21 protein-coding genes, 1 tRNA gene, 1 pseudogene and 1 riboswitch are annotated in these 21,357 nt (G+C 41.2%); of the genes and pseudogenes, 17 read left to right on the top strand and 6 right to left on the bottom strand.

Annotated features, from left to right (window positions below; translation table 11 throughout):
* The first annotated feature begins 20 nt into the window (after window positions 1-20).
* The gene (locus B7705_RS06865) at window positions 21-938 is read left to right on the top strand and encodes a metal ABC transporter solute-binding protein, Zn/Mn family (protein ID WP_084948639.1); all 918 of its coding nucleotides are present in this window, start codon (window positions 21-23) and stop codon (window positions 936-938) included.
* Between the two features lie 13 nt (window positions 939-951).
* Window positions 952-3,972 carry a pneumococcal-type histidine triad protein gene (locus B7705_RS06860; protein WP_084948637.1) on the top strand — a complete coding sequence of 1,007 codons (3,021 nt, stop codon included), beginning with the start codon at window positions 952-954 and terminating at the stop codon, window positions 3,970-3,972.
* Between the two features lie 36 nt (window positions 3,973-4,008).
* On the opposite strand, the gene pepT is transcribed toward B7705_RS06860, so the two are convergent.
* Window positions 4,009-5,232 (bottom strand): peptidase T, encoded by a 1,224-nt coding sequence (gene pepT / locus B7705_RS06855; protein WP_084948635.1) that lies wholly within the window; start codon window positions 5,230-5,232, stop codon window positions 4,009-4,011.
* Between the two features lie 152 nt (window positions 5,233-5,384).
* Between pepT and hemH the strand changes: the two genes are divergently transcribed.
* A complete protein-coding gene (hemH, locus tag B7705_RS06850) occupies window positions 5,385-6,479 on the top strand; it encodes a ferrochelatase (protein WP_084948634.1) in 1,095 nt (364 codons plus the stop codon).
* 142 nt (window positions 6,480-6,621) lie between these two features.
* Here hemH and tnpA read toward each other — a convergent pair.
* From tnpA to B7705_RS06835, 3 genes and pseudogenes are all read right to left on the bottom strand, one after another.
* Window positions 6,622-7,136: pseudogene (gene tnpA, locus B7705_RS06845) on the bottom strand (IS200/IS605 family transposase).
* Window positions 7,137-7,326: 190 nt separating this feature from the next.
* Complete coding sequence (gene mscL / locus B7705_RS06840) at window positions 7,327-7,707, bottom strand: large conductance mechanosensitive channel protein MscL (RefSeq protein ID WP_000910209.1); 381 nt, start codon at window positions 7,705-7,707, stop codon at window positions 7,327-7,329.
* 84 nt (window positions 7,708-7,791) lie between these two features.
* Window positions 7,792-8,223 (bottom strand): GtrA family protein, encoded by a 432-nt coding sequence (locus B7705_RS06835; protein ID WP_084948632.1) that lies wholly within the window; start codon window positions 8,221-8,223, stop codon window positions 7,792-7,794.
* Window positions 8,224-8,251: 28 nt separating this feature from the next.
* Window positions 8,252-8,348, top strand: a riboswitch (PreQ1 riboswitch).
* On the opposite strand from B7705_RS06835, the gene B7705_RS06830 reads away from it, so the two are divergent.
* The 4 genes from B7705_RS06830 to dapA all read left to right on the top strand — a co-directional run bounded on the left by B7705_RS06830 (window position 8,346) and on the right by dapA (window position 11,455).
* The gene (locus B7705_RS06830; protein ID WP_084948631.1) at window positions 8,346-8,855 is read left to right on the top strand and encodes a QueT transporter family protein; all 510 of its coding nucleotides are present in this window, start codon (window positions 8,346-8,348) and stop codon (window positions 8,853-8,855) included. Its footprint overlaps the riboswitch before it by 3 nt.
* Window positions 8,856-8,960: 105 nt before the next feature.
* Window positions 8,961-9,033: transfer RNA gene (locus B7705_RS06825), tRNA-Thr, on the top strand.
* A 358-nt stretch (window positions 9,034-9,391) separates the two neighbouring features.
* A complete protein-coding gene (locus B7705_RS06820; protein ID WP_084948629.1) occupies window positions 9,392-10,468 on the top strand; it encodes an aspartate-semialdehyde dehydrogenase in 1,077 nt (358 codons plus the stop codon).
* 51 nt (window positions 10,469-10,519) lie between these two features.
* Entirely contained in the window at window positions 10,520-11,455 is a 936-nt protein-coding gene (dapA, locus tag B7705_RS06815) for a 4-hydroxy-tetrahydrodipicolinate synthase (RefSeq protein WP_084948627.1), read from the top strand.
* 46 nt (window positions 11,456-11,501) lie between these two features.
* Here dapA and mnmE read toward each other — a convergent pair whose 3' ends face one another.
* Together mnmE and B7705_RS06805 are read right to left on the bottom strand one after the other, a co-directional pair.
* Window positions 11,502-12,875: a tRNA uridine-5-carboxymethylaminomethyl(34) synthesis GTPase MnmE gene (gene mnmE, locus B7705_RS06810; RefSeq protein WP_084948626.1), complete on the bottom strand. Its 1,374-nt coding sequence runs from the start codon at window positions 12,873-12,875 to the stop codon at window positions 11,502-11,504.
* Window positions 12,876-13,009: 134 nt separating this feature from the next.
* Window positions 13,010-13,192 carry a 4-oxalocrotonate tautomerase gene (locus B7705_RS06805; RefSeq protein WP_001117401.1) on the bottom strand — a complete coding sequence of 61 codons (183 nt, stop codon included), beginning with the start codon at window positions 13,190-13,192 and terminating at the stop codon, window positions 13,010-13,012.
* A gap of 122 nt (window positions 13,193-13,314) precedes the next feature.
* Between B7705_RS06805 and B7705_RS06800 the strand changes: the two genes are divergently transcribed.
* The 10 genes from B7705_RS06800 to B7705_RS06755 all read left to right on the top strand — a co-directional run bounded on the left by B7705_RS06800 (window position 13,315) and on the right by B7705_RS06755 (window position 21,287).
* Window positions 13,315-13,914: a thymidine kinase gene (locus B7705_RS06800; RefSeq protein WP_000068126.1), complete on the top strand. Its 600-nt coding sequence runs from the start codon at window positions 13,315-13,317 to the stop codon at window positions 13,912-13,914.
* Complete coding sequence (locus tag B7705_RS06795; RefSeq protein ID WP_084948624.1) at window positions 13,904-14,377, top strand: GNAT family N-acetyltransferase; 474 nt, start codon at window positions 13,904-13,906, stop codon at window positions 14,375-14,377. The genes B7705_RS06800 and B7705_RS06795 overlap by 11 nt, the downstream gene beginning before the upstream one ends.
* Window positions 14,378-14,392: 15 nt before the next feature.
* On the top strand, window positions 14,393-15,472 hold the full coding sequence (prfA, locus tag B7705_RS06790; protein ID WP_049550982.1) for a peptide chain release factor 1: 1,080 nt from the start codon (window positions 14,393-14,395) through the stop codon (window positions 15,470-15,472).
* Window positions 15,472-16,308: a peptide chain release factor N(5)-glutamine methyltransferase gene (gene prmC / locus B7705_RS06785; protein ID WP_084948623.1), complete on the top strand. Its 837-nt coding sequence runs from the start codon at window positions 15,472-15,474 to the stop codon at window positions 16,306-16,308. Before prfA ends, prmC begins: the two co-directional genes overlap by 1 nt.
* Window positions 16,292-16,894, top strand: a complete 603-nt coding sequence (locus tag B7705_RS06780; protein WP_162284883.1) for an L-threonylcarbamoyladenylate synthase — start codon at window positions 16,292-16,294, stop codon at window positions 16,892-16,894. Before prmC ends, B7705_RS06780 begins: the two co-directional genes overlap by 17 nt.
* 1 nt (window position 16,895) lies before the next feature.
* The gene (locus tag B7705_RS06775) at window positions 16,896-17,327 is read left to right on the top strand and encodes a GNAT family N-acetyltransferase (protein WP_084948620.1); all 432 of its coding nucleotides are present in this window, start codon (window positions 16,896-16,898) and stop codon (window positions 17,325-17,327) included.
* Between the two features lie 58 nt (window positions 17,328-17,385).
* Entirely contained in the window at window positions 17,386-18,642 is a 1,257-nt protein-coding gene (gene glyA, locus B7705_RS06770) for a serine hydroxymethyltransferase (protein WP_084948618.1), read from the top strand.
* 7 nt (window positions 18,643-18,649) lie between these two features.
* Window positions 18,650-19,624: a nucleoid-associated protein gene (locus B7705_RS06765; protein WP_000356101.1), complete on the top strand. Its 975-nt coding sequence runs from the start codon at window positions 18,650-18,652 to the stop codon at window positions 19,622-19,624.
* The gene (locus B7705_RS06760) at window positions 19,624-20,226 is read left to right on the top strand and encodes a lysozyme family protein (protein ID WP_084948615.1); all 603 of its coding nucleotides are present in this window, start codon (window positions 19,624-19,626) and stop codon (window positions 20,224-20,226) included. The genes B7705_RS06765 and B7705_RS06760 overlap by 1 nt, the downstream gene beginning before the upstream one ends.
* An 86-nt stretch (window positions 20,227-20,312) precedes the next feature.
* A complete protein-coding gene (locus B7705_RS06755; RefSeq protein WP_084948613.1) occupies window positions 20,313-21,287 on the top strand; it encodes a DUF1002 domain-containing protein in 975 nt (324 codons plus the stop codon).
* The last annotated feature ends 70 nt before the right edge of the window (window positions 21,288-21,357 follow it).

The raw sequence follows: 21,357 nt of genomic DNA, 5'->3' as shown, positions 1-21,357 counted from the left end.
ATACTAGTTAAGGAGTAATGATGAAAAAAAGAACAATCCTATTATTGATGGCCAGTTTGTTGGCTCTTGTCTTAGGAGCATGTAGTCAAAAAGAAAAACAAGAAGCAAAAGGGATGAAGATTGTCACAAGTTTTTACCCAATCTATGCCATGGTCAAAGAGGTATCGGGGGACTTGAATGACGTACGGATGATTCAGTCAAGTAGTGGGATTCACTCCTTTGAACCGTCAGCAAATGACATTGCTGCCATCTATGATGCGGATGTCTTTGTCTACCACTCGCATACACTGGAGTCTTGGGCGGGAAGTCTAGATCCTAACTTGAAAAACTCAAAAGTTAAGGTTTTAGAAGCTTCTGAAGGAATGACCTTGGAGCGTGTACCAGGTTTGGAAGATGTTGAAGCTGGTGACGGTATTGATGAAAAAACACTCTACGACCCTCACACTTGGTTAGATCCAGAAAAAGCAGGTGAAGAAGCTCAGATTATCGCTGACAAACTTTCGGAGATTGACAGTGCCAATAAGGAAGCGTATCAAAAGAATGCCAAAAACTTTATCGCTAAAGCCCAAGAATTGACTAAGAAGTACCAGCCTATTTTTGAAAAAGCGAGTCAAAAGACTTTTGTTACACAACACACAGCCTTTTCTTATCTCGCTAAACGCTTTGGATTGAAACAACTTGGTATAGCAGGGATTTCCCCTGAACAAGAACCAAGTCCGAGACAACTAACAGAAATTCAGGAATTCGTTAAGACCTATAAGGTTAAAACGATCTTTACTGAGAGCAATGCTTCTTCTAAAGTCGCTGAGACCTTGGTCAAATCAACAGGAGTTAGTCTAAAGACACTCAATCCTTTGGAAGCAGATCCCGAAAATGACAAAACTTACTTAGAAAATCTAGAAGAAAATATGAATGTTCTTGCAGAAGAATTAAAATGAGGAGATTATGAAAATGAAGAAAAAGTATCTTGTGGCGGGATCGGCTTTAGTACTTTCCCTAAGTCTTTGCATCTATGCACTGAACCAACACCAAGTAGAAGGAAACAAAGACAATAACCGTGTATCTTATGTCGATGGGAAACAAGACTCACAAAAATCAGAAACTCAGACACCAGATCAAGTTAGCAAAAAAGAAGACATTCAGGCTGAACAAATTGTTGTGAAAATTACCGATCAAGGTTATGTGACTTCACACGGTGATCATTTCCATTATTACAATGGTAAAGTTCCTTTTGATGCGATTTTCAGTGAAGAACTTTTGATGAAAGATGCGAATTATCAACTCAATGACGCTGATATTGTCAACGAAATCAAAGGTGGCTACATTATCAAGGTTGATGGTAAGTATTATGTTTACCTTAAGGATGCGGCACATGCAGATAACGTTCGTACAAAAGACGAAATTGAACGCCAAAAACAAGGTCATACTCATGATGCACCAACTTCAAACAGTGCAGTGGCTCTCGCTCAATCACAAGGTCGCTATACTACAGATGATGGCTACATCTTTAATCCGTCTGATATTATAGAGGATACTGGAGATGCTTATATTGTCCCTCATGTTGGACATTATCACTACATTCCTAAGAGTTCCTTGTCTGCTAGCGAATTGGCTGCTGCCCAAGCCTACCTCTCTGGAACTAGAAATCAGCCAAGTGTAACTGACTATCGTCCGACTCCAAACGCAACTAGTCAAACGACCAACCTGAGTCAAGAAGAGAGTCTTCAGAGTCTATTGCAACAACTCTATGCTCTTCCACGTACTCAACGTTATGCTGAATCAGATGGCTTGATTTTTGACCCTGCTAAGATTTCAAGTAGAACGCCGAGTGGTGTGGCGATTCCTCACGGAAATCACTATCATTTCATCCCATATACAAAGCTTTCTGCATTGGAAGAAAAGATTGCACGTATGATTCCTTTATCTAGCGACAGTGGGCAACCAACACCTTTGGAAAATCCAAGCAAACCAGCAGAGCATCCAGCTCAACAAGATCATCATGACCAAGACGGTGACTATGGAAGTCAGGACACCAACCATGAAGATCATGACCATGATGGAGAGGAACATGAACACCACCATGGTGAAGAACATGATCATGGTTTTGCAGCTGATCGTGTTATTAGTGAAGATGAGCAAGGTTTTGTAGTTTCACATGGAGATCACGCTCATTATTTCTTTAAGAAGGACTTGACTGCAGCCCAAATCAAAGCTGCCCAATCCCGCTTGAAAGAAAATCATCAGTCTCAGCACGTTCAACCACTTGCAAAGACTGTGGAAAGTTTCTCGAGAGATGCGAGCGATGAAGAAAAAATCAAGTATATCTCACAGACCTACGGAGTACCGCTCGAAGCAATTCGCATTTCAAATGGATTCTTTGTCTTTGGAAATCCGGATCAAGCTTATGATCCAACCCATATCCATCCCTATGCCGTTCGAAAAGAACATGTTCGTATTCCTCTCCAAACTGGGAATCCAGAACTGGATTTCCTAAATGAACTGTATACGACTGCCCTACGTGATGGGGTATCTCCTTATAGTTTACAGGTAGAAAGTGGTAGTTTTGTGATTCCTCACGGAGACCACAATCACTACATCAAGGTTCAAACTAAGGGCTATGAAGTAGCTTTGAAAAATAAGATTCCGGCCCTACAATCGACCTATCAACCTGGAGCATTTGATGAACAAACAGTTCTATCTAAGGTGGATCAACTTTTAGCAGATAGCAGAAGTCTCTACAAAGACCAGCCAATCACGCAGAGACGTGTTGAACTTGCTTTGGGGCAATTCACCGAAAATATGAAAAAACTGGCAACAAACTCAACTGGTGGATATCTAGCAGCCTTGGATCTCTTTGACAAGCAATACATCCATGTGGATCAAAGTGTGGCACCAGTTGAAACTTCACCTTTGGATAAGAAGTACCAAGCCCTAGTAGATAAGATTAATACTTTGGACACGGACACTTATGGCTTGCCTAAGAAAGATCTTTTGGTACATTTGCAGGAAGCAAAACTAGCACAGGATGAGACAGAGTTGGCTGCCATTGAAGCGAAACTGCAGGCCTTGCAAGATTTCCAAGATCGGACCGGGGTTACAACAGTAGAGTACATCAAGTACTTCTACGAACATGTGTCTGATGGTCGTTTGAGAGAAGAACTTCGGAACCGTGTTGCCAAGTTGACTTGGGAACTTTACCAGTCACAATCTTTCCTCAAAGCAACCGACTTGAACAAGCTATTCCCAACTATTTACCAAACTAAGCTAGAAGTAGAAGAAGCTCTCAAAGAAGAACCCGTATCTACAAAAGCTGGTAAAACCATTCTGGATACAGAAAAAGTGGATAGTCAAACCGCTAAGACAGCCATCTATGAATTCCTAAAAGAACTCTATGGTGATTTTATGCCAGAAGAGCGGGTTAGCCATGTTAAAAAGGAAGAAGTGAATGCTCTTCTAACAAAAGCTGCCCAACTCCTAGCGCGTGTCAAAGAAGATGGTGTCAAACAATCTCTAGCTGAAGAAGCAGCTAATATCAAAGCGGCTACTGAAAAGGAAAATGCAGACCTTGACGAAGCTAAAACACAACTTGAGGATCTTTTAAATCGTATTGCAGCGACTATCCAACGAGAGAAAAAAGAAGCAGAACAAGATCCACAAACGGTAATTATCTACCAAAAACTCTATAATGTCTTGCTCTCTCTTCACAAGTACTTAGAGGATAACAAAGGATCCGATGCAGACTTTGAACGTGTTGATGGCCTATTTGATCAACTTGCAGCCAAAAGCAGTGATAAAGAAGGTCTCCTCACTCTAGCTAAAGAAATCATTAGCTTGAACCAGGAACTCCGTTCAAAAGCAAGTGAAACTGATAGCCAATCTAAGTCTGAGAAAGACAGTGAAACAGTTGCTTCTCAACCAACAGAAAAGCAAGCGCAAAGTGAGTCTGAGCCAAGTACTCAACCAAATGAATAAAAAGAAAGGCGAAGTAGCTGAGCTACCTCGTCTTTTTTAGTCTTTATAAGATACAATGCCAATGATGGTATCCACCGCACACTCCATAGTCTGAAGGCTGACGTATTCAAAACGTCCATGCATGTTTTCACCACCTGCAAAGATATTTGGAGTTGGGATACCCATAAAGGAAATCTTAGATCCATCTGTTCCACCGCGGATTGGTTCGATAATTGGCGTGATACCTAAATCTTCCATAACAGCTTTAGCAATGGTAACGGGCGTCATGTCTTTCTCAATGACTTCCTTCATATTGTAGTACTGGTCTGTCAGAGTTAAGGTCACGCGATTATTCCCAAGCTCTTGATTCATCTTGTCAGCAATGGCTTGCATAGCTGCTTTACGCACTTCAAAGGCATCCTTTTCAAAGTCACGAATGATATAGCTTGCACGCGCCTCCTCGACACTACCTGACACATCCATAAGATGATAGAAACCTTGGTAACCATCTGTCAGTTCTGGTCGGTCATTCTCAGGAAGTTGATTATGAAAATCAATCGCCAGCTGAAGGGCATTAACCATCTGCCCTTTGGCAGTACCAGGGTGAACATTGCGACCTTGAAAATGCAATTCAGCACCAGCTGCTGAGAAAGTCTCGTACTGCAGTTCTCCTAGTGGTCCACCATCGACTGTATAGGCAAAGTCTACATCAAAGTCTTCTGCATCAAACTTATTGGCACCAACACCGATTTCTTCGTCAGGTCCAAAACCAACACGAATCTCACAATGCTTGATTTCGGGATGAGCAGTCAGGTATTCGATAGCAGTCATAATTTCAGCAATCCCTGACTTGTCATCAGCACCCAGCAAGGTCGTGCCATCTGTTGTGATGAGAGTTTGGCCTGGATATTTCTCAAGACTCTTGAAGTCAGCTGGATCTAGTTTAAAGCCAGAATCACCTAAGTCGATAACTCCACCATCATAGTTTTCGATAACTTGCGGATTAACTCCCTCAGCATTAAAGTCAGCTGTATCCATGTGGGAGATGAAGCCAATCTTGCGTGTCAGGCTAGGATCGTTTGCTGGTAAGGTACCAATGGCGAAACCATTTGGGAGGTAGTAAACATTTTGCAGACCAACACGTTTCATTTCAGGAATAAGAATATTGGTCGCAAAATCTACCTGGCTTTGCGTACTTGGAGTAGTAGTCGAGTGTTCATCAGAACGCGTATTAACCTTAACGTAGGTCAAGAAACGCTCTAAAAGGTTGGGATAAGTCATAAAAACTCCTTTAATATCATTTTTTTCATTGTATCATAGAATGGAGAGAAAAACAAAGAGGAGTAAATAAAAATAAAATGAATGAAAGCGTTTATTTATTATATATTTCATGGTACAATGGTAATTGAAAAAAATATCACAAGGACATATAAATGAAAAAAGCAATTTTAATGATGACATTCGGGTCGCCAGAAGAGATTACCTTTGAGAGTGTGGCGGATTTTTTTACCAATATTCGTCGTGGAATCAGGCCCAAGGATCACGAGATTCAGACTCTTTATGACAATTATGTTCGTATAGGTGGTACGCCCCTGCAGAGGATTACACGTGAGGAGGTCAATTTAGTCAAGGAACGTTTAGGAGAAGAGTATGGCATCTACTTTGCCAACAAATTTTCTCGGCCCTTTATCCCTGATGTTATCAAGCAGATGGAGGCTGATGGTGTTGAAGAATGTATTTGCTTGATTTTAGAACCCCATTATTCCTTCTACTCGGTTATGGGGTATGAAAAGTTTCTGGAGAGCCAGCAAATACAATTTTTAGTCATTAAGGATTGGTATCAGCAACAGTCTTTGCTGGACTTCTGGACAGATGAGATTAGCAAAATTTTACGAAACGATGTGAGAGAAGAGTCCTTTAAGGTGATTTTCTCAGCCCATAGCGTCCCCATTTTTGCCTTGGACTTTGGAGATCCTTATATCGATCAGATTTTTGATAATATCAAGTTGATAGCAGAGCAACTCAGTCTAACAGCCGACCAGTATACCAATACTTGGCAGAGCGAGAGTGATATTGGAATCCCTTGGATCAAGCCAGATGTACTTGAGTATTTGAGAGAACAAAAGCAACATCCAGAGCATTATATTTTTGTACCAATTAGCTTTATCAGTGAACATATCGAAGTTCTTTTTGATAACGATGTAGAATGTTATGAATTATGTCGAGAATTAGGTATAACCTATCATCGACCACCTATGCCAAACACAGATTCTCGTTTAATTGATGCTTTAGTTGATACTGTAAGAGCCAATGAACAAAAAGAATTTAAGGAATTTCTCCCAGAAGAAGAAACCTTTGACGAATTAGCGCCTTCAGCAACCACCAAGGATATTATGGAGGAGACAGACGACCTTCAGATGCCAGAATTTGTGAAAAAACTGATTGAGAAAAAAGGCCGTGAAAATGTGAAGATGCCTTACTTGATTAAGAAAATGCTAGAAAAGGCTGGTAAGTTGCCGAAAGACTAAATCATAACCACCCGTCTAACGGGTGGTTTGTACCAGGGCTATAAGCCCAAATTACCAGCCAGCGCCTAAAGACGCTGTCTTTCACGTTGTTCAAGCCTCATTGCTCTTGACTCGTCACTTGCCTCTTAAAGAGGCCTTGGTACTACTTACCACTATCCCTAAAGGATCCTCATATTCTTTTACACTTAATTTATCTAGTGCTATATCATGCTTTACTCGTTCTCGAATTTTCATACTCGTGAAGAAATCATCCACTGAATAATTTCTTTAATCTTGAATATATTTCTTAATTGTGGCTTCATTGAGCCCTACTGTGCTCACATAATAACCTTCTGCCCAGAAATGCCGATTCCCAAACTTGTACTTGAGGTTGGCGTGTTTGTCAAACATCATGAGTGCACTTTTACCTTTTAAATACCCCATGAAACTTGAAACACTTATCCTCGGTGGAATACTGACTAACATATGTACATGGTCTGGCATTAAATGACCTTCGATAATCTCAACTCCTTTATAACTACATAATCGGCGGAATATTTCTCCCAAACTACTTCGATATTGATTATAAATGACTTTTCGTCTATACTTAGGGGTGAACACAATATGATATTTACACATCCACTTTGTGTGTGATAAACTATGTGCCTTTTGTGCCATATTTTTCTCCTCTCGCTTTACAATTGGCTTGAACACCTTTATTGTATCGCGTTTGGAGTTTTTTTGGTATAACCTTCGACGCGCACCCGCATAGCGGGTGGTTTATTTGTCTCGCACCTGGCGGAGCGAGACGGACTGAAAGTCACATAAGAAAAAAGGATTTAGCATGAAGCTAGATCCTTTATTTGTCTTATTTTTTCTCAAGAAGAGCTTTGATTTCTTGAAGGACTTCAAGTTCAGTTGGAGCAGCAGGTGTATCCTCAGCTGGCTCTTCTTTCTTAGTAAGGTTTTGAGCTTTTTCAACAGCTTTGATAACGAAGAAAAGAACAGTACCAATCACTAAGAAGTTGATAACAGCACTCAAGAAGCTACCGTAACCAACACCATTCCATGAAAGTTCAGCGATACGTTCTACGTTCGCCGCTTTCAAAGCTGGGTTCAAGATAAGTGGAGTGATGATGTCATTTACAAGTGAAGTAACGATAGCACCAAAAGCAGAGGCGATGATAACACCGACAGCGAGGTCAACGACATTGCCACGAAGCAAAAATTCTTTAAGATCTTTTAACATTTTCATAATTTCCTTTCAAAAACTAGTCTTAATTGTACCTGAAATACCTAAATATTGCAACCTTAATGCTTAATGACATCCATTTCATTTATAAAAAACGTATACTTTACTAAAAATATAGTTAAGAATGATAATCAAAACCTGCGCAATTAGCGTTTCGATGGCATTAACCTGATCTAGTTGATCGTTGACAAATTGCCCGATAATATCGGGATAAGATGTAACAAAGATATAAGTTAAAAGAACGTCAAGACCAAGAGTAGAGAGACGAGCTAAGAAAAACTTAGCCAGGCGAGTCGGCCAATTCTTTCTCTTTTGCTTAAAGACGATGGTGTCATTTGTGATAAAGGCAAAGAGAATCCCAATGATATTTGCGCTTACGGTTGCTAGGATTTCCTGGTGACTGATATGGTAAATAAGCAAACGTGATAAAATCGAGATCAGAGTAGTAGCTCCACCGAAAAATAAGTAGGAGAGGATTTCGTTATCAAAGAAAGTTTTTATTAGTTTTTTCATGATTTTAGTATAGCATAAAGCTGGCTATTGTGCTATACTGGTAAGGTTGATTCAATCAACCCTTGGTGCTTAGCTTCTTTCACCAAGCATATTTTACGCGGGAAACCGCCAAAGGAGAAAACATGAAAAAATTAACTGTTCGTGATATGGCAGATATTGCTATCGTTGCTGCTATCTATGTGGTTTTGACCATCACCCCACCCCTTAATGCCATTAGCTACGGTGCCTACCAGTTCCGTATTTCTGAGATGATGAATTTCTTGGCCTTTTACAATCCTAAATACATCATCGGTGTGACGATTGGTTGTATGATTGCTAATTTCTTTAGTTTTGGCATAATTGATGTCTTTGTCGGTGGGGGCTCTACCCTGGTTTTCCTTAGTCTAGGTGTATGGCTATTTAGCAAGTACAAGAAAGACTATCTGTTCAATGGTTTGATTCGAAAAGATCATTTCTTCTTTTCAATCCTGTTCTCCATTTCAATGATTACCATTGCAGCAGAACTCTATATTGTCGCAGAAGCTCCATTCTTCTTGACATGGTTTTCTACTGGAATTGGTGAGTTTGCATCACTAATCGTAGGTGCGATTTTGATCAATAAACTGGGACAGCGAATCGATCTAACAAAATAAGGAGTTTATAAGCTAGATTCTTGCTAAATCTAGCTTTTTTCATTCCATAAAATTAAAAGAGAGCGCTTGACAAGAGCATAGAACTATAGTATACTTTTTAGGTAAGCTGATTTAGCTCAGTTGGCAGAGCGCATCCATGGTAAGGATGAGGTCGCCGGTTCAATCCCGGCAATTAGCATGATAGAGACGAAATAACCTTGGGAGACCAAGGTTTTTCTTATCTACCTGTATAAATGTAGACAAAGAGTTTTGACTGTTGACAAAAGTGACTCTATCTAGTAGAATAGTAGTTGCGATGAGTCGATAGGTAGTCTTCGGACTACTATTGAGCATAAGGAGGTCATAACGCAGGAGCGGACCTTGATGAGTTGTGTGAACCTGCTCATCACATGAAGATGCCTCTTAGTCCCTAGTCGAATGGCTAGGGATTTTTAATTTTCAGAAAATATAGCCTCAAAATGCTTTGCAATTCATTGAAAAAGTAGTATAATATTCCTATTATAGAAATTTTTAGAAAATTCCGAAAGAGGTTATTTATGGGATATACAGTTGCTGTAGTCGGCGCGACAGGTGCTGTCGGAGCTCAGATGATAAAAATGTTGGAAGAATCAACGCTTCCAATCGATAAAATTCGTTACCTTGCTTCTTCACGTTCAGCAGGCAAGACTCTGAAATTTAAAGACCAAGATATTACGATTGAGGAAACGACTGAGACAGCTTTTGAGGGCGTTGATATTGCACTCTTCTCAGCAGGTGGTTCGACATCAGCTAAGTATGCACCATACGCAGTTCAAGCTGGAGCGGTAGTAGTAGATAACACATCTTATTTCCGTCAAAATCCAGATGTTCCTTTGGTTGTTCCAGAAGTCAATGCTCACGCACTTGATGACCACAACGGAATCATTGCCTGCCCTAACTGTTCGACAATCCAAATGATGGTGGCGCTTGAGCCTGTTCGTCAAAAATGGGGCTTGGACCGTATCATCGTTTCAACTTACCAGGCTGTTTCAGGTGCAGGTATGGGAGCGATTCTTGAAACACAACGTGAACTTCGTCAAGTATTGAATGATGGTGTGACCCCACGTGATTTGCATGCGGAAATCTTGCCTTCAGGCGGTGACAAGAAACACTATCCTATCGCCTTTAACGCTCTTCCACAAATCGATGTCTTCACTGACAATGATTACACTTACGAAGAGATGAAGATGACCAAGGAAACGAAGAAAATCATGGAAGATGATAGCATCGCAGTGTCTGCAACATGTGTTCGTATTCCCGTCTTGTCAGCTCACTCTGAGTCTGTTTATATCGAAACAAAAGAAGTGGCTCCAATTGAAGAAGTGAAAGCAACCATCGCAGCCTTTCCAGGTGCAGTTCTGGAGGATGATGTAGCTCATCAAATCTATCCGCAAGCTATCAATGCTGTTGGCTCACGTGATACCTTTGTTGGTCGTATCCGTAAAGACTTGGATGCTGAAAAAGGAATCCATATGTGGGTTGTTTCAGATAACCTCCTCAAAGGTGCTGCTTGGAACTCAGTTCAAATCGCAGAAACACTTCATGAGCGTGGTTTGGTCCGTCCAACAGCTGATCTGAAATTTGAATTGAAATAATGGTTTAGGAGTTCGAATGAACTCCTTCTTTGAAATAGAGAGGTGTTTCACATGTCTTACCAAGATTTAAAAGAGTGTAAAATCATCACGGCCTTCATTACCCCTTTCCATGAGGATGGTTCCATCAACTTTGATGCCATTCCTGCTTTGATTGAGCATTTGTTGTCCCATCACACAGACGGAATTCTTCTCGCAGGAACAACTGCTGAGAGTCCGACCTTGACCCACGATGAAGAGTTGGAATTGTTTGCGGCTGTGCAAAAGGTTGTCAATGGACGTGTTCCTTTGATTGCGGGTGTAGGGACCAATGACACACGTGACTCTATCGAATTTGTCAAAGAAGTCGCAGACTTTGGTGGTTTTGCTGCTGGTCTTGCTATCGTGCCTTACTACAATAAACCTTCTCAAGAAGGGATGTATCAGCACTTTAAGGCGATTGCGGATGCTTCGGACCTACCCATTATCATCTATAACATTCCAGGTCGTGTAGTAGTGGAATTAACTCCAGAAACCATGCTTCGTTTGGCTGACCATCCTAATATTATCGGTGTTAAAGAATGTACCAGCTTGGCAAATATGGCTTACTTGATTGAGCACAAGCCAGAAGAGTTTTTGATTTATACAGGTGAAGATGGCGATGCCTTCCATGCTATGAATCTCGGTGCAGATGGGGTTATTTCGGTTGCTTCTCATACAAATGGAGATGAAATGCACGAAATGTTCACTGCAATTGCAGAAAGCGATATGAAAAAAGCTGCAGCAATTCAACGTAAATTCATTCCTAAGGTCAATGCCCTCTTCTCTTATCCAAGTCCTGCTCCAGTTAAGGCGGTTCTGAACTATATGGGATTTGAAGCTGGACCAACTCGTCTACCTCTAGTTCCAGCGCCGGAAGAAGATGCCAAACGCATTATCAAAGTTGTTGTAGATGGCGACTACGAAGCAACTAAGGCAACCGTAACAGGTGTCCTAAGACCAGATTACTAATAAAGATAATAAAATCCATGACCGAATGAACGATCATGGATTTTTCTTATTTTCCTAAACAGAATTGGCTAAAGAGTTGGGTGATGAGTTCATCTGGAGCAGCATCACCAGTGATTTCTCCGAGAATTTCCCAAGTACGAGTTAAGTCAACCTGAAGAAGGTCAACTGGCATCCCCAGTTCCAGACCTTGGTTAACAGCTTGTAGACTTTCAACGGCCTTTTCAATCAAGGAAATATGACGGACATTTGACAAGTAAGTAGCATCTTGCTCAACCAAACCAGCATTTTCAAAGAAGAGATCGTTAATACGCTCTTCGATCTTATCAATGTTTTGGTTTTTAAGAACTGAAATACGGATGACATCTTCAGGAAGTTCAGAAGTTTCAATCGCTTCTGGCAGGTCAGTTTTGTTAAGAAGAATAATGCGATTGGTATCCTGACTGATTTCTAAGAGTTGTCTGTCTTGTGCTGTTAGTGGTTCACTGGCATTTAGCACTAGTAGTACCAAGTCAGCTTCCTTGAGGGCTTTTCTCGAACGTTCGACACCGATTTGTTCCACGATATCATCTGTTTCACGGATTCCAGCTGTATCAATCAATTTGAGAGGAACCCCGTTAATGTTGACGTATTCTTCGATAACATCTCGTGTCGTACCAGCGATGTCAGTTACGATAGCCTTGTCTTCACGCAAGAGGTTGTTGAGGAGGCTCGATTTTCCAACGTTGGGACGCCCGATGATGGCAGTTGAAATTCCCTCACGGAGGATCTTACCGCGACGAGCTGTTCTAAGGAGATTGGTTAGCAATTGTTCAAACTCCATAGTCTTCTCGCGGACAACAGCAGTAGTAGCTTCCTCAACATCGTCGTACTCAGGATAGTCGATATTGACCTCTACTTGGGCAAGCGTATTGAGGATTTCTTGCCGAGTATTGTTAATGTGATCAGAAAGGGAACCGTCCAATTGTTTGACAGCGATATTCATAGCCTTGTCAGTTTTGGCACGGATGATGTCCATCACTGCCTCAGCCTGTGTCAAGTCCACACGACCATTTAGAAAGGCACGCTTGGTAAATTCACCAGGTTCTGCCAACCGAGCTCCTTCACGTATAGCTAGCTGAAGAATTTCATTGGTTACTGCAATCCCACCGTGGGTGTTAATCTCGATAATATCCTCACGAGTGAAGGTTTTGGGAGACTTCATAGCCCCAACCATAACCTCGTCCATGACCTTACCAGTTTGAGGGTCAACGATGTGACCGTAGTTGAGAGTGTGGCTAGCAACCTGACTCAAGTCTTTACCTTTAAAGATTTTTTGTGCAATGGCAAAACTGTCAGTTCCACTCAGGCGGACAATACCAATAGCCCCTTCTCCTAGTGGAGTAGAGATAGCAGCGATGGTGTCGAATTCACGTGTAATCATACTATTTCCTTTTGTATTTCTTTTCTTAGGATATGTATCCAAGCATCTCTTCAAATTGTAACAAATTTAGGTTATTTCTTCAATGGATGCTACTTGGAGATTGAAAAAGCCTAAGCAATTCTGCTTAAGCTAGTTTATTTGGTGCGCATTTCTCCTTGAGGGAAGTAAGTTCCTTCAGGCATGTCATTGATGATGACATGGACAGCAGATTGAGGTGCTCCTGTGTTACGGACAACAGCTTCCGTTACTTCCTTAGCAAGAGCTTTTTTTTGCTCGAGCGTGCGTCCTTCAAATAAATCGATGCGTACAAATGGCATAATAGCTTCCTCCACTAGTTTTTGATTTCTTCTATTTTACCACATTTTGCCGTTTAAAGCTTCAGAAAATTATGATATACTAGAATGTAGCAAAAATTTAGAAATGGACGTGAAATAATAGCATGGCACAGTTGTATTATCGTTATGGGACCATGAACTCTGGTAAGACGATTGAGATTCTCAAGGTGGCCTATAACTACGAGGAGCAAGGAAAGGGAGTTGTGATTATGACTTCGGCTCTGGATACGCGTGACGGTGTTGGCTATGTGTCTAGTCGGATTGGCATGAAACGCCCAGCCATTGCGATTGAGGAAACGACAGATATCTTCGGTTATATCCGTGACTTACCTGAAAAACCTTACTGTGTGTTGGTCGATGAGGCCCAGTTTCTCAAGCGTCACCATGTTTACGACCTAGCTCGTGTTGTTGATGAGTTAGACATCCCTGTCATGGCTTTTGGTTTGAAGAATGACTTTCGCAATGAATTGTTCGAAGGTTCAAAATACCTCTTGCTCTTAGCAGACAAGATTGACGAAATCAAGACCATCTGTCAGTACTGTAAGAAAAAGGCGACCATGGTGTTGCGTACTCAGGATGGGCTGCCCGTTTATGATGGCGAACAAATTCAAATTGGTGGCAATGAAACCTATATCTCGGTTTGCCGTAAACATTATTTTGCGCCAATGATAACATCTAACAAGGAGCACAACTATGACAATTGAACTAAGAGATGTTACAATGGAAAATTATTTTGATGTTTTGAATTTGGATGTCAAGGAATATCAAAAACAATTCATTGCAACCAACGCAATTAGTTTAGCTGAAGCATATGTCTACACTAAAAATGGAAATTTTGTAGCTCCATTGGCAGTTTATGATAATGATGCAATTATAGGTTTTGTGATGATAGCTTATGATAAAAAGATCGGAATTAGTAGTGGAAATTATTTACTATTTCGTTTTATGATTGATAAGAATTTTCAAAATCAAAGATATTTTAAACCAATTATGGATAAAGTGCTGGACTATGTTCGGACAGCGCCAGCAGGTTTAGACAATAAACTTTGGTTGTCTTATGAACCAGAAAATGAACATGCAAGATCTTGTTACCTCAGTTATGGATTTAAAGAAACTGGGGAAATATTTGAGAACGAAGTAGTAGCAATCTATGATTTAACAATTTAGAACTAAGGAGAAAAAATGAACATCTATGATCAACTACAAGCTGTAGAAGACCGTTATGAAGAACTAGGAGAATTGCTGAGTGACCCAGATGTCGTCTCAGATACCAAGCGTTTCATGGAGCTTTCGAAAGAAGAAGCTTCTACTCGTGATACGGTAACTGCCTACCGTGAATACAAGCAAGTCCTTCAAAACATCGTTGATGCCGAAGAGATGATTAAGGAATCTGGTGGAGACGCGGACTTGGAGGAAATGGCCAAGCAAGAGCTCAAAGATGCCAAGGCTGAAAAAGAAGAATACGAAGAAAAACTGAAAATCTTGCTCCTTCCAAAGGATCCAAACGATGACAAGAACATCATCCTTGAAATCCGTGGAGCAGCTGGTGGAGACGAAGCGGCGCTCTTCGCTGGAGATTTGCTAACTATGTACCAAAAGTATGCTGAAGCCCAAGGCTGGCGCTTTGAAGTCATGGAGGCTTCTATGAATGGTGTCGGTGGTTTCAAAGAAGTGGTTGCTATGGTTTCGGGTCAATCTGTATATTCTAAGCTTAAGTACGAATCAGGTGCCCACCGTGTGCAGCGTGTCCCCGTGACAGAAAGCCAAGGTCGTGTTCATACCTCAACTGCTACAGTTCTTGTTATGCCTGAAGTCGAAGAAGTAGAATACGATATCGATCCAAAAGATCTTCGTGTTGACATCTACCACGCATCAGGTGCTGGTGGTCAGAACGTCAATAAGGTTGCGACTGCCGTGCGTATCGTTCACTTGCCAACCAATATCAAGGTTGAGATGCAAGAAGAACGTACCCAGCAGAAAAACCGTGAGAAGGCCATGAAAATCATTCGTGCCCGTGTTGCTGACCATTTTGCTCAGATTGCCCAAGATGAACAAGACGCTGAACGTAAGTCTACTATCGGTACTGGTGACCGTTCAGAACGGATCCGTACTTACAATTTCCCACAAAACCGTGTCACAGACCACCGTATTGGCTTGACCCTTCAAAAACTAGATACCATATTGTCTGGTAAATTGGATGAAGTTGTGGATGCCTTGGTTCTTTATGACCAAACACAAAAATTAGAAGAATTAAACAATTAATGAAATTAGCTCAATTATTTTCAGATTTTGAAGAAGAGTTGATAAGACAAGGAGAGGAAGCAGAAAGCCTCTCTTTTGTCTATCGTAGCTTAAAAAATCTCTCATTTACGGACTTTGTCTTTGCCCTTCAGCAAGAGGTAACAGAGAAAGAAAGACAATTTGTAGAAGAAATTTATCAGCAGTTAGCAGCTCACAAACCAGCTCAGTATATCATTGATCACGCAGATTTCTTTGGAATGCAGTTAAAAGTAGATGAGCGGGTTTTGATTCCTCGTCCGGAAACAGAGGAGTTGGTAGAACTAATCTTGGCAGACAATCCTAAAGAAAATCTCAGGGTCTTGGACATCGGTACGGGAAGTGGTGCCATCGCCCTCGCCCTAGCAAAAAACAGACCAAATTGGTTGGTTACAGCAGTTGATATTTCACAGGATGCACTAGATTTGGCAACTGAAAACGCTAAAGTTCAGAATCTCCAGATATTTTTTAAAAAATCTGATTGTTTTGCAGAAATTTCTGAAAAATATGATATAATTGTATCCAATCCACCCTATATCTCTCGTGAAGATGAGTCGGAGGTCGGTTTGAATGTTTTACATTCGGAGCCTCATCTAGCTCTCTTTGCAGATGAGGATGGCCTAGCTATTTATCGCAGAATTGCGGAAGATGCAAAAGACTATCTCACAGATGGTGGTAAGATTTACCTTGAAATTGGATACAAGCAAGGTCAAAGTGTTCCTGCGCTTTTTAGGAAATATCTTCCTGAAAAACGAGTACGAACACTCAAGGACCAATTTGGTCAAGATAGGATGGTTGTGGTTGATGATGGACAGGATTAGACAAGAGTTAGAAAATGGTGGAGCTGTCGTTCTGCCTACAGAGACGGTTTACGGTCTTTTTGCTAAGGCCTTAGACGAAAAAGCTGTTGACCATGTTTACCAACTCAAACGTCGTCCTAGAGATAAGGCGCTCAATCTTAATGTCTCTTCTCTAGAGGACATCTTGCACTTTTCAAAGAATCAGCCAACTTATCTAGAAAAACTTGTAGAGGCCTTTTTACCAGGGCCCTTGACCATTATCCTCGAATCCAATGACAGAGTTCCCTATTGGGTCAATTCTGGTCTTGTAACGGTAGGATTTCGGATGCCGAGTCACCCCATTACACTTGATTTGATTCGAGAGACAGGTCCCTTGATTGGGCCGTCTGCCAATATTTCAGGTCAGGCAAGTGGAGTGACCTTTGCTCAAATTCTAGAGGATTTTGACCAAGAGGTTCTGGGTCTGGAGGACGATGTTTCTTTAACTGGACAGGATTCGACGATTTTGGATTTGTCTGGAGATAAGGTGAAAATCTTACGCCAAGGGGCGATCAAGCGTGAAGATATTCTTGCTCAGTTGCCAGAGATTTCTTTTGAGGAGGAATGAGATGCTAAGAGATTTGCAAGAAACAGATGTAAAAGCTATATGTGACATCAATCAAGAGACTTTGGGCTATACTTTTAGTCCAGAGGACACAGCTAGTCAACTAGCTAGACTGTCTCAGGATTCTCATCATTTCCTACTTGGCTATGAGGATGAGGTCAGCCATGTCCTACTTGGATATGTCCATGCTGAAGTTTATGAATCTCTCTATTCCAAAGCAGGCTTTAATATCTTAGGCTTAGCGGTTTCGCCTCAAGCACAAGGGCAAGGTATCGGTAAAAGCTTACTGCAAGGGTTGGATCAAGAAGCAAAAAGACGGGACTATGAGTTTATCCGCTTAAACTCTGCTGATCATCGTCTGGGTGCTCATGCATTTTATGAAAAAGTTGGTTATACTTGTGATAAAATGCAGAAACGGTTTATTCGCATCTTTTAGTTTTTTTCTTATTGAAAAATAAACTAAAGGACCAGTCACACTATAAAGGAGAAGACCTATGATTTTTGATAAAGACGATTTTAAAGCATACGATGCTGATCTCTGGAATGCTATTGCCAAAGAAGAAGAACGCCAACAAAACAACATTGAGTTGATTGCTTCGGAAAACGTGGTTTCCAAGGCTGTTATGGCAGCTCAAGGGTCTATCTTGACAAACAAATATGCCGAGGGTTACCCAGGACGCCGTTATTATGGTGGAACTGATGTAGTAGACGTGGTAGAAACTCTAGCGATTGAACGTGCAAAAGAAATTTTTGGTGCTAAATTCGCCAATGTCCAACCTCACTCAGGAAGCCAAGCCAACTGTGCTGCTTACATGGCCTTGATTGAGCCAGGTGATACCGTTATGGGGATGGATTTGGCAGCAGGTGGACACTTGACTCACGGAGCTCCTGTTAGTTTCTCAGGTCAAACCTACAACTTTGTTTCTTACAGTGTGGATCCTGAAACAGAACTCTTGGACTTTGATGCTATCTTGAAACAAGCCCAAGAAGTCAAACCAAAACTAATTGTAGCTGGTGCTTCAGCCTATTCTCAAATTATCGACTTCTCAAAATTCCGTGAAATCGCAGATGCTGTTGGGGCTAAGCTCATGGTCGATATGGCCCATATCGCTGGTTTGGTGGCAGCCGGTCTTCACCCAAGCCCAGTGCCATACGCTCATATCACTACAACAACGACCCACAAAACCCTTCGTGGACCTCGTGGTGGTTTGATTTTGACAAATGATGAGGACCTAGCTAAGAAAATCAACTCAGCTATTTTCCCTGGTATTCAGGGTGGTCCTTTAGAGCATATTGTGGCGGCTAAGGCAGTTTCCTTCAAAGAAGTTTTGGATCCAGCCTTTAAGGAATATGCTTCTAATGTCATCAAAAACAGCAAGGCTATGGTTGAAGTCTTCTTGCAAGACTCTGATTTCCGTATCATCTCCGGTGGAACTGAAAACCACCTCTTCCTAGTGGATGTAACTAAGGTTGTAGAGAACGGAAAAGTTGCTCAAAACTTGCTGGATGAGGTTAATATTACCCTAAATAAAAACTCAATCCCTTACGAAACCTTGTCACCATTCAAGACAAGTGGTATTCGTATTGGATCTGCAGCCATCACTGCGCGTGGATTTGGTGAAAAAGAAAGCCGTAAAGTGGCTGAACTCATTATCAAAACCCTTAAAAATGCAGAAAATGAAGCTGTCTTAGAAGAAGTGAGAAGTGAAGTTAAAGCGTTGACAGATGCCTTCCCACTATACGAGGACTAATACTTTTATGGACATTTATATTAAGAAAGCTATTATCCATCAGTTCAGCCCAGATGATACTGAGTTGTTTCTAGCGGATAAGTTTCTCAATATCACTCCAAAAATCGAGGAATACCTACGTAAAAAAATCGAACGCGTGTATTCAGATGAAGCCAAGACTGGGATTTTCGAAGAAGAAAATCCCTTCTTCAATCACATCACAGATGATTTGTTGGAGACATCAGTAACCCTGGCTAATCTCTGGAAAGAAGAGTTTAGCATTTCTGAAAATCTCAAGACCAATGACTTGATTTTTGTGCAATTTTCTAAAGAAGGTGTAGAGCATTTCGCTTTCTTGCGAATTGCCTTGAGGGAAACCTTGACTCACCTCGGTGGGGAAGTTGATAATCCAATCAAGCTGACTCAGAATAACCTGCCTGGATTTGGAACAGGGGCTGATGAGGCCTTGGTGGTCAATCTTCAAAGTCGCAAGTACCATCTCATCGAAAAACGTATCAAGTACAATGGGACTTTCTTGAATTATTTTTCAGATAATCTCCTAGCTGTTGCCCCTAAGATTTCACCAAAGAAATCCATCAAGGAACTGGAGAAAACGGCCCAGAGAATTGCTGAATCTTTTAACACAGATGATTTTCAATTTCAATCCAAGGTCAAATCAGCGATTTTCAACAATCTTGAAGAAAGCAATGAACTGTCACCTGAAAAATTGGCTAATGACCTTTTTGACAACAATCTGACAGCTCGTTTGAGCTTTATTGATCAAGTTAAGGAAGCCGTACCAGAACCAGTCCAGTTTGATGAAATTGATGCCAGTCGTCAGCTCAAGAAATTTGAAAATCAAAAACTCTCCTTGTCAAACGGAATCGAGCTCATCGTTCCCAATAACGTCTATCAAGACGCAGAATCTGTCGAGTTTATCCAAAATGACAATGGAACCTATTCTATCTTAATCAAAAATATCGAGGATATTCAAAGTAAATAATGTTTAAATTACTACGAAGAGTGCTAGTGCTAGCAGTCTTCCTTTTCGCTGTCTATAAAGTCTATCATATCCATCAAGATGTGAAGCAAGTCATGACCTACCAACCCATGGTTCGAGAAATCCTCAATGAAAGAGATACTCCAGCCAATGAAGAGCTTGTGCTCGCCATGATTTATACCGAAACAAAGGGAAAAGAAGGCGATGTCATGCAGTCTAGCGAGTCTGCTAGCGGTACCACAAATACTATCAATGACAATGTGACGAGCATTCGTCAGGGAATTCAGACATTGACTGATAATCTCTATCTAGCTCAGGAAAAGGGTGTTGATGTCTGGACAGCCGTGCAAGCCTATAATTTTGGACCTGCCTATATCGACTTTATCGCTCAGAATGGCAAGGAAAATACTCTGGCACTAGCCAAGCGTTACTCCCGAGAAACGGTCGCTCCAATCCTAGGCAATATTACAGGGAAGACCTACACCTATATCAACCCGATTTCTATCTTTCACGGAGCCGAACTCTATGAGAATGGTGGAAATTATTACTACTCGAGACAGGTTCGCTTTAATCTCTATATCATGAAATTCTTTAATTTCTTCTAAACATCTGGTTTTGCCAGGTGTTTTTCGCTATAAGTTTTCTTTAAGATTGTTTTATTAACCTAGAAAGGTAAAGGAGGGAATATCCCATGAGAAAGAAATTCTTTCTAACAAGTGCTGCAGTATTGTGGGCTGCAACAGCTATGGCGAGCGTCCACGCAGCAACCGATGTTCAAAAAGTAATCGATGAAACCTATGTACAACCAGAATATGTCCTAGGTTCTTCTCTATCTGAAGACCAGAAAAACCAAACTCTTAGCAAACTGGGCTATGATGCATCAAAAGACACCAAAGATATCAAAACTATGACACCTGATATCTATTCGAACATTATGAATGTGGCTAATGATGCTAGTCTCCAGCTCTATTCGTCAGCCAAGATTCAAAAGCTGGGTGATAAGTCGCCTCTAGAGATCAAGATTGAAACGCCTGAAAATATCACCAAGGTGACGCAGGATATGTATCGTAATGCAGCGGTGACGCTGGGAGTGGAGCATGCCAAAATCACAGTTGCAGCTCCTATTCCAGTTACAGGTGAAAGTGCCCTGGCAGGGATTTACTACTCGTTAGAGGCCAATGGTGCTAAAGTACCGCAAGCCAATAAAGACTTGGCCCAAGAGGAGCTAAAAGCCTTATCAGATATCAATGCTGAAAACAAGGACAAGTCAGGTTACGATGCCAATAAACTCAATGTTGCTTTGGCAGATATCAAGGCAGGAATCGCAAAAGCAAAAGAAGCCAAAGGCAATCTGACAGAGGAAGATGTTCGCAAAATTGTAGAAGACACACTAAAAAACTACAAACTTGATCAGGTTATAACAGGAAACCAGGTCAATATCATCATCAATTTTGCACTTAACCTCTCAAAGAGTGACATCTTGAATAATGCTGATTTCACTAAAACCCTAAATGACCTCAAGGAAAGTATTGTTTCCCAAGCTGGAGATAGCTTTAAAAATATCAACCTCAACTTTGATGCCAATAAAGCGCTAGAAGACGGGGGCAACTTCTTTAACTCCCTCTGGCAAGCCATTGTCAACTTCTTCAAGAGTTTTGGTGCTTAGGTCATTTCATGATATAATAGATGGTAACAGAAATGTTGCCGTCTTTTTTTGTCGGCCGATAGAAAGTGAA

This window comes from Streptococcus oralis subsp. dentisani (assembly GCF_002096685.1).
In the GTDB taxonomy this organism is placed as follows: Bacteria; Bacillota; Bacilli; order Lactobacillales; family Streptococcaceae; genus Streptococcus; species Streptococcus oralis_AD.
The sequence above is the reverse complement of the archived record's forward strand: the minus strand, read 5'-3'. Positions and strand labels throughout refer to the sequence as shown.

What these genes read in the sequence shown, in the direction of transcription:
- B7705_RS06865 (WP_084948639.1), top strand. Translation starts at nt 21, where the DNA reads ATGAAAAAAAGAACAATCCTATTATTGATGGCCAGTTTGTTGGCTCTT.
- mnmE (WP_084948626.1), bottom strand. Translation starts at nt 12,875, where the DNA reads ATGATTACACGTGAATTCGACACCATCGCTGCTATCTCTACTCCACTA.
- B7705_RS06830 (WP_084948631.1), top strand. Translation starts at nt 8,346, where the DNA reads ATGAAAAAATTAACTGTTCGTGATATGGCAGATATTGCTATCGTTGCT.
- B7705_RS06800 (WP_000068126.1), top strand. Translation starts at nt 13,315, where the DNA reads ATGGCACAGTTGTATTATCGTTATGGGACCATGAACTCTGGTAAGACG.
- B7705_RS06795 (WP_084948624.1), top strand. Translation starts at nt 13,904, where the DNA reads ATGACAATTGAACTAAGAGATGTTACAATGGAAAATTATTTTGATGTT.
- B7705_RS06775 (WP_084948620.1), top strand. Translation starts at nt 16,896, where the DNA reads ATGCTAAGAGATTTGCAAGAAACAGATGTAAAAGCTATATGTGACATC.
- dapA (WP_084948627.1), top strand. Translation starts at nt 10,520, where the DNA reads ATGTCTTACCAAGATTTAAAAGAGTGTAAAATCATCACGGCCTTCATT.
- pepT (WP_084948635.1), bottom strand. Translation starts at nt 5,232, where the DNA reads ATGACTTATCCCAACCTTTTAGAGCGTTTCTTGACCTACGTTAAGGTT.
- hemH (WP_084948634.1), top strand. Translation starts at nt 5,385, where the DNA reads ATGAAAAAAGCAATTTTAATGATGACATTCGGGTCGCCAGAAGAGATT.
- B7705_RS06780 (WP_162284883.1), top strand. Translation starts at nt 16,292, where the DNA reads ATGATGGACAGGATTAGACAAGAGTTAGAAAATGGTGGAGCTGTCGTT.
- B7705_RS06765 (WP_000356101.1), top strand. Translation starts at nt 18,650, where the DNA reads ATGGACATTTATATTAAGAAAGCTATTATCCATCAGTTCAGCCCAGAT.
- B7705_RS06755 (WP_084948613.1), top strand. Translation starts at nt 20,313, where the DNA reads ATGAGAAAGAAATTCTTTCTAACAAGTGCTGCAGTATTGTGGGCTGCA.
- B7705_RS06860 (WP_084948637.1), top strand. Translation starts at nt 952, where the DNA reads ATGAAGAAAAAGTATCTTGTGGCGGGATCGGCTTTAGTACTTTCCCTA.
- mscL (WP_000910209.1), bottom strand. Translation starts at nt 7,707, where the DNA reads ATGTTAAAAGATCTTAAAGAATTTTTGCTTCGTGGCAATGTCGTTGAC.
- B7705_RS06805 (WP_001117401.1), bottom strand. Translation starts at nt 13,192, where the DNA reads ATGCCATTTGTACGCATCGATTTATTTGAAGGACGCACGCTCGAGCAA.
- prfA (WP_049550982.1), top strand. Translation starts at nt 14,393, where the DNA reads ATGAACATCTATGATCAACTACAAGCTGTAGAAGACCGTTATGAAGAA.
- glyA (WP_084948618.1), top strand. Translation starts at nt 17,386, where the DNA reads ATGATTTTTGATAAAGACGATTTTAAAGCATACGATGCTGATCTCTGG.
- B7705_RS06835 (WP_084948632.1), bottom strand. Translation starts at nt 8,223, where the DNA reads ATGAAAAAACTAATAAAAACTTTCTTTGATAACGAAATCCTCTCCTAC.
- B7705_RS06820 (WP_084948629.1), top strand. Translation starts at nt 9,392, where the DNA reads ATGGGATATACAGTTGCTGTAGTCGGCGCGACAGGTGCTGTCGGAGCT.
- B7705_RS06760 (WP_084948615.1), top strand. Translation starts at nt 19,624, where the DNA reads ATGTTTAAATTACTACGAAGAGTGCTAGTGCTAGCAGTCTTCCTTTTC.
- prmC (WP_084948623.1), top strand. Translation starts at nt 15,472, where the DNA reads ATGAAATTAGCTCAATTATTTTCAGATTTTGAAGAAGAGTTGATAAGA.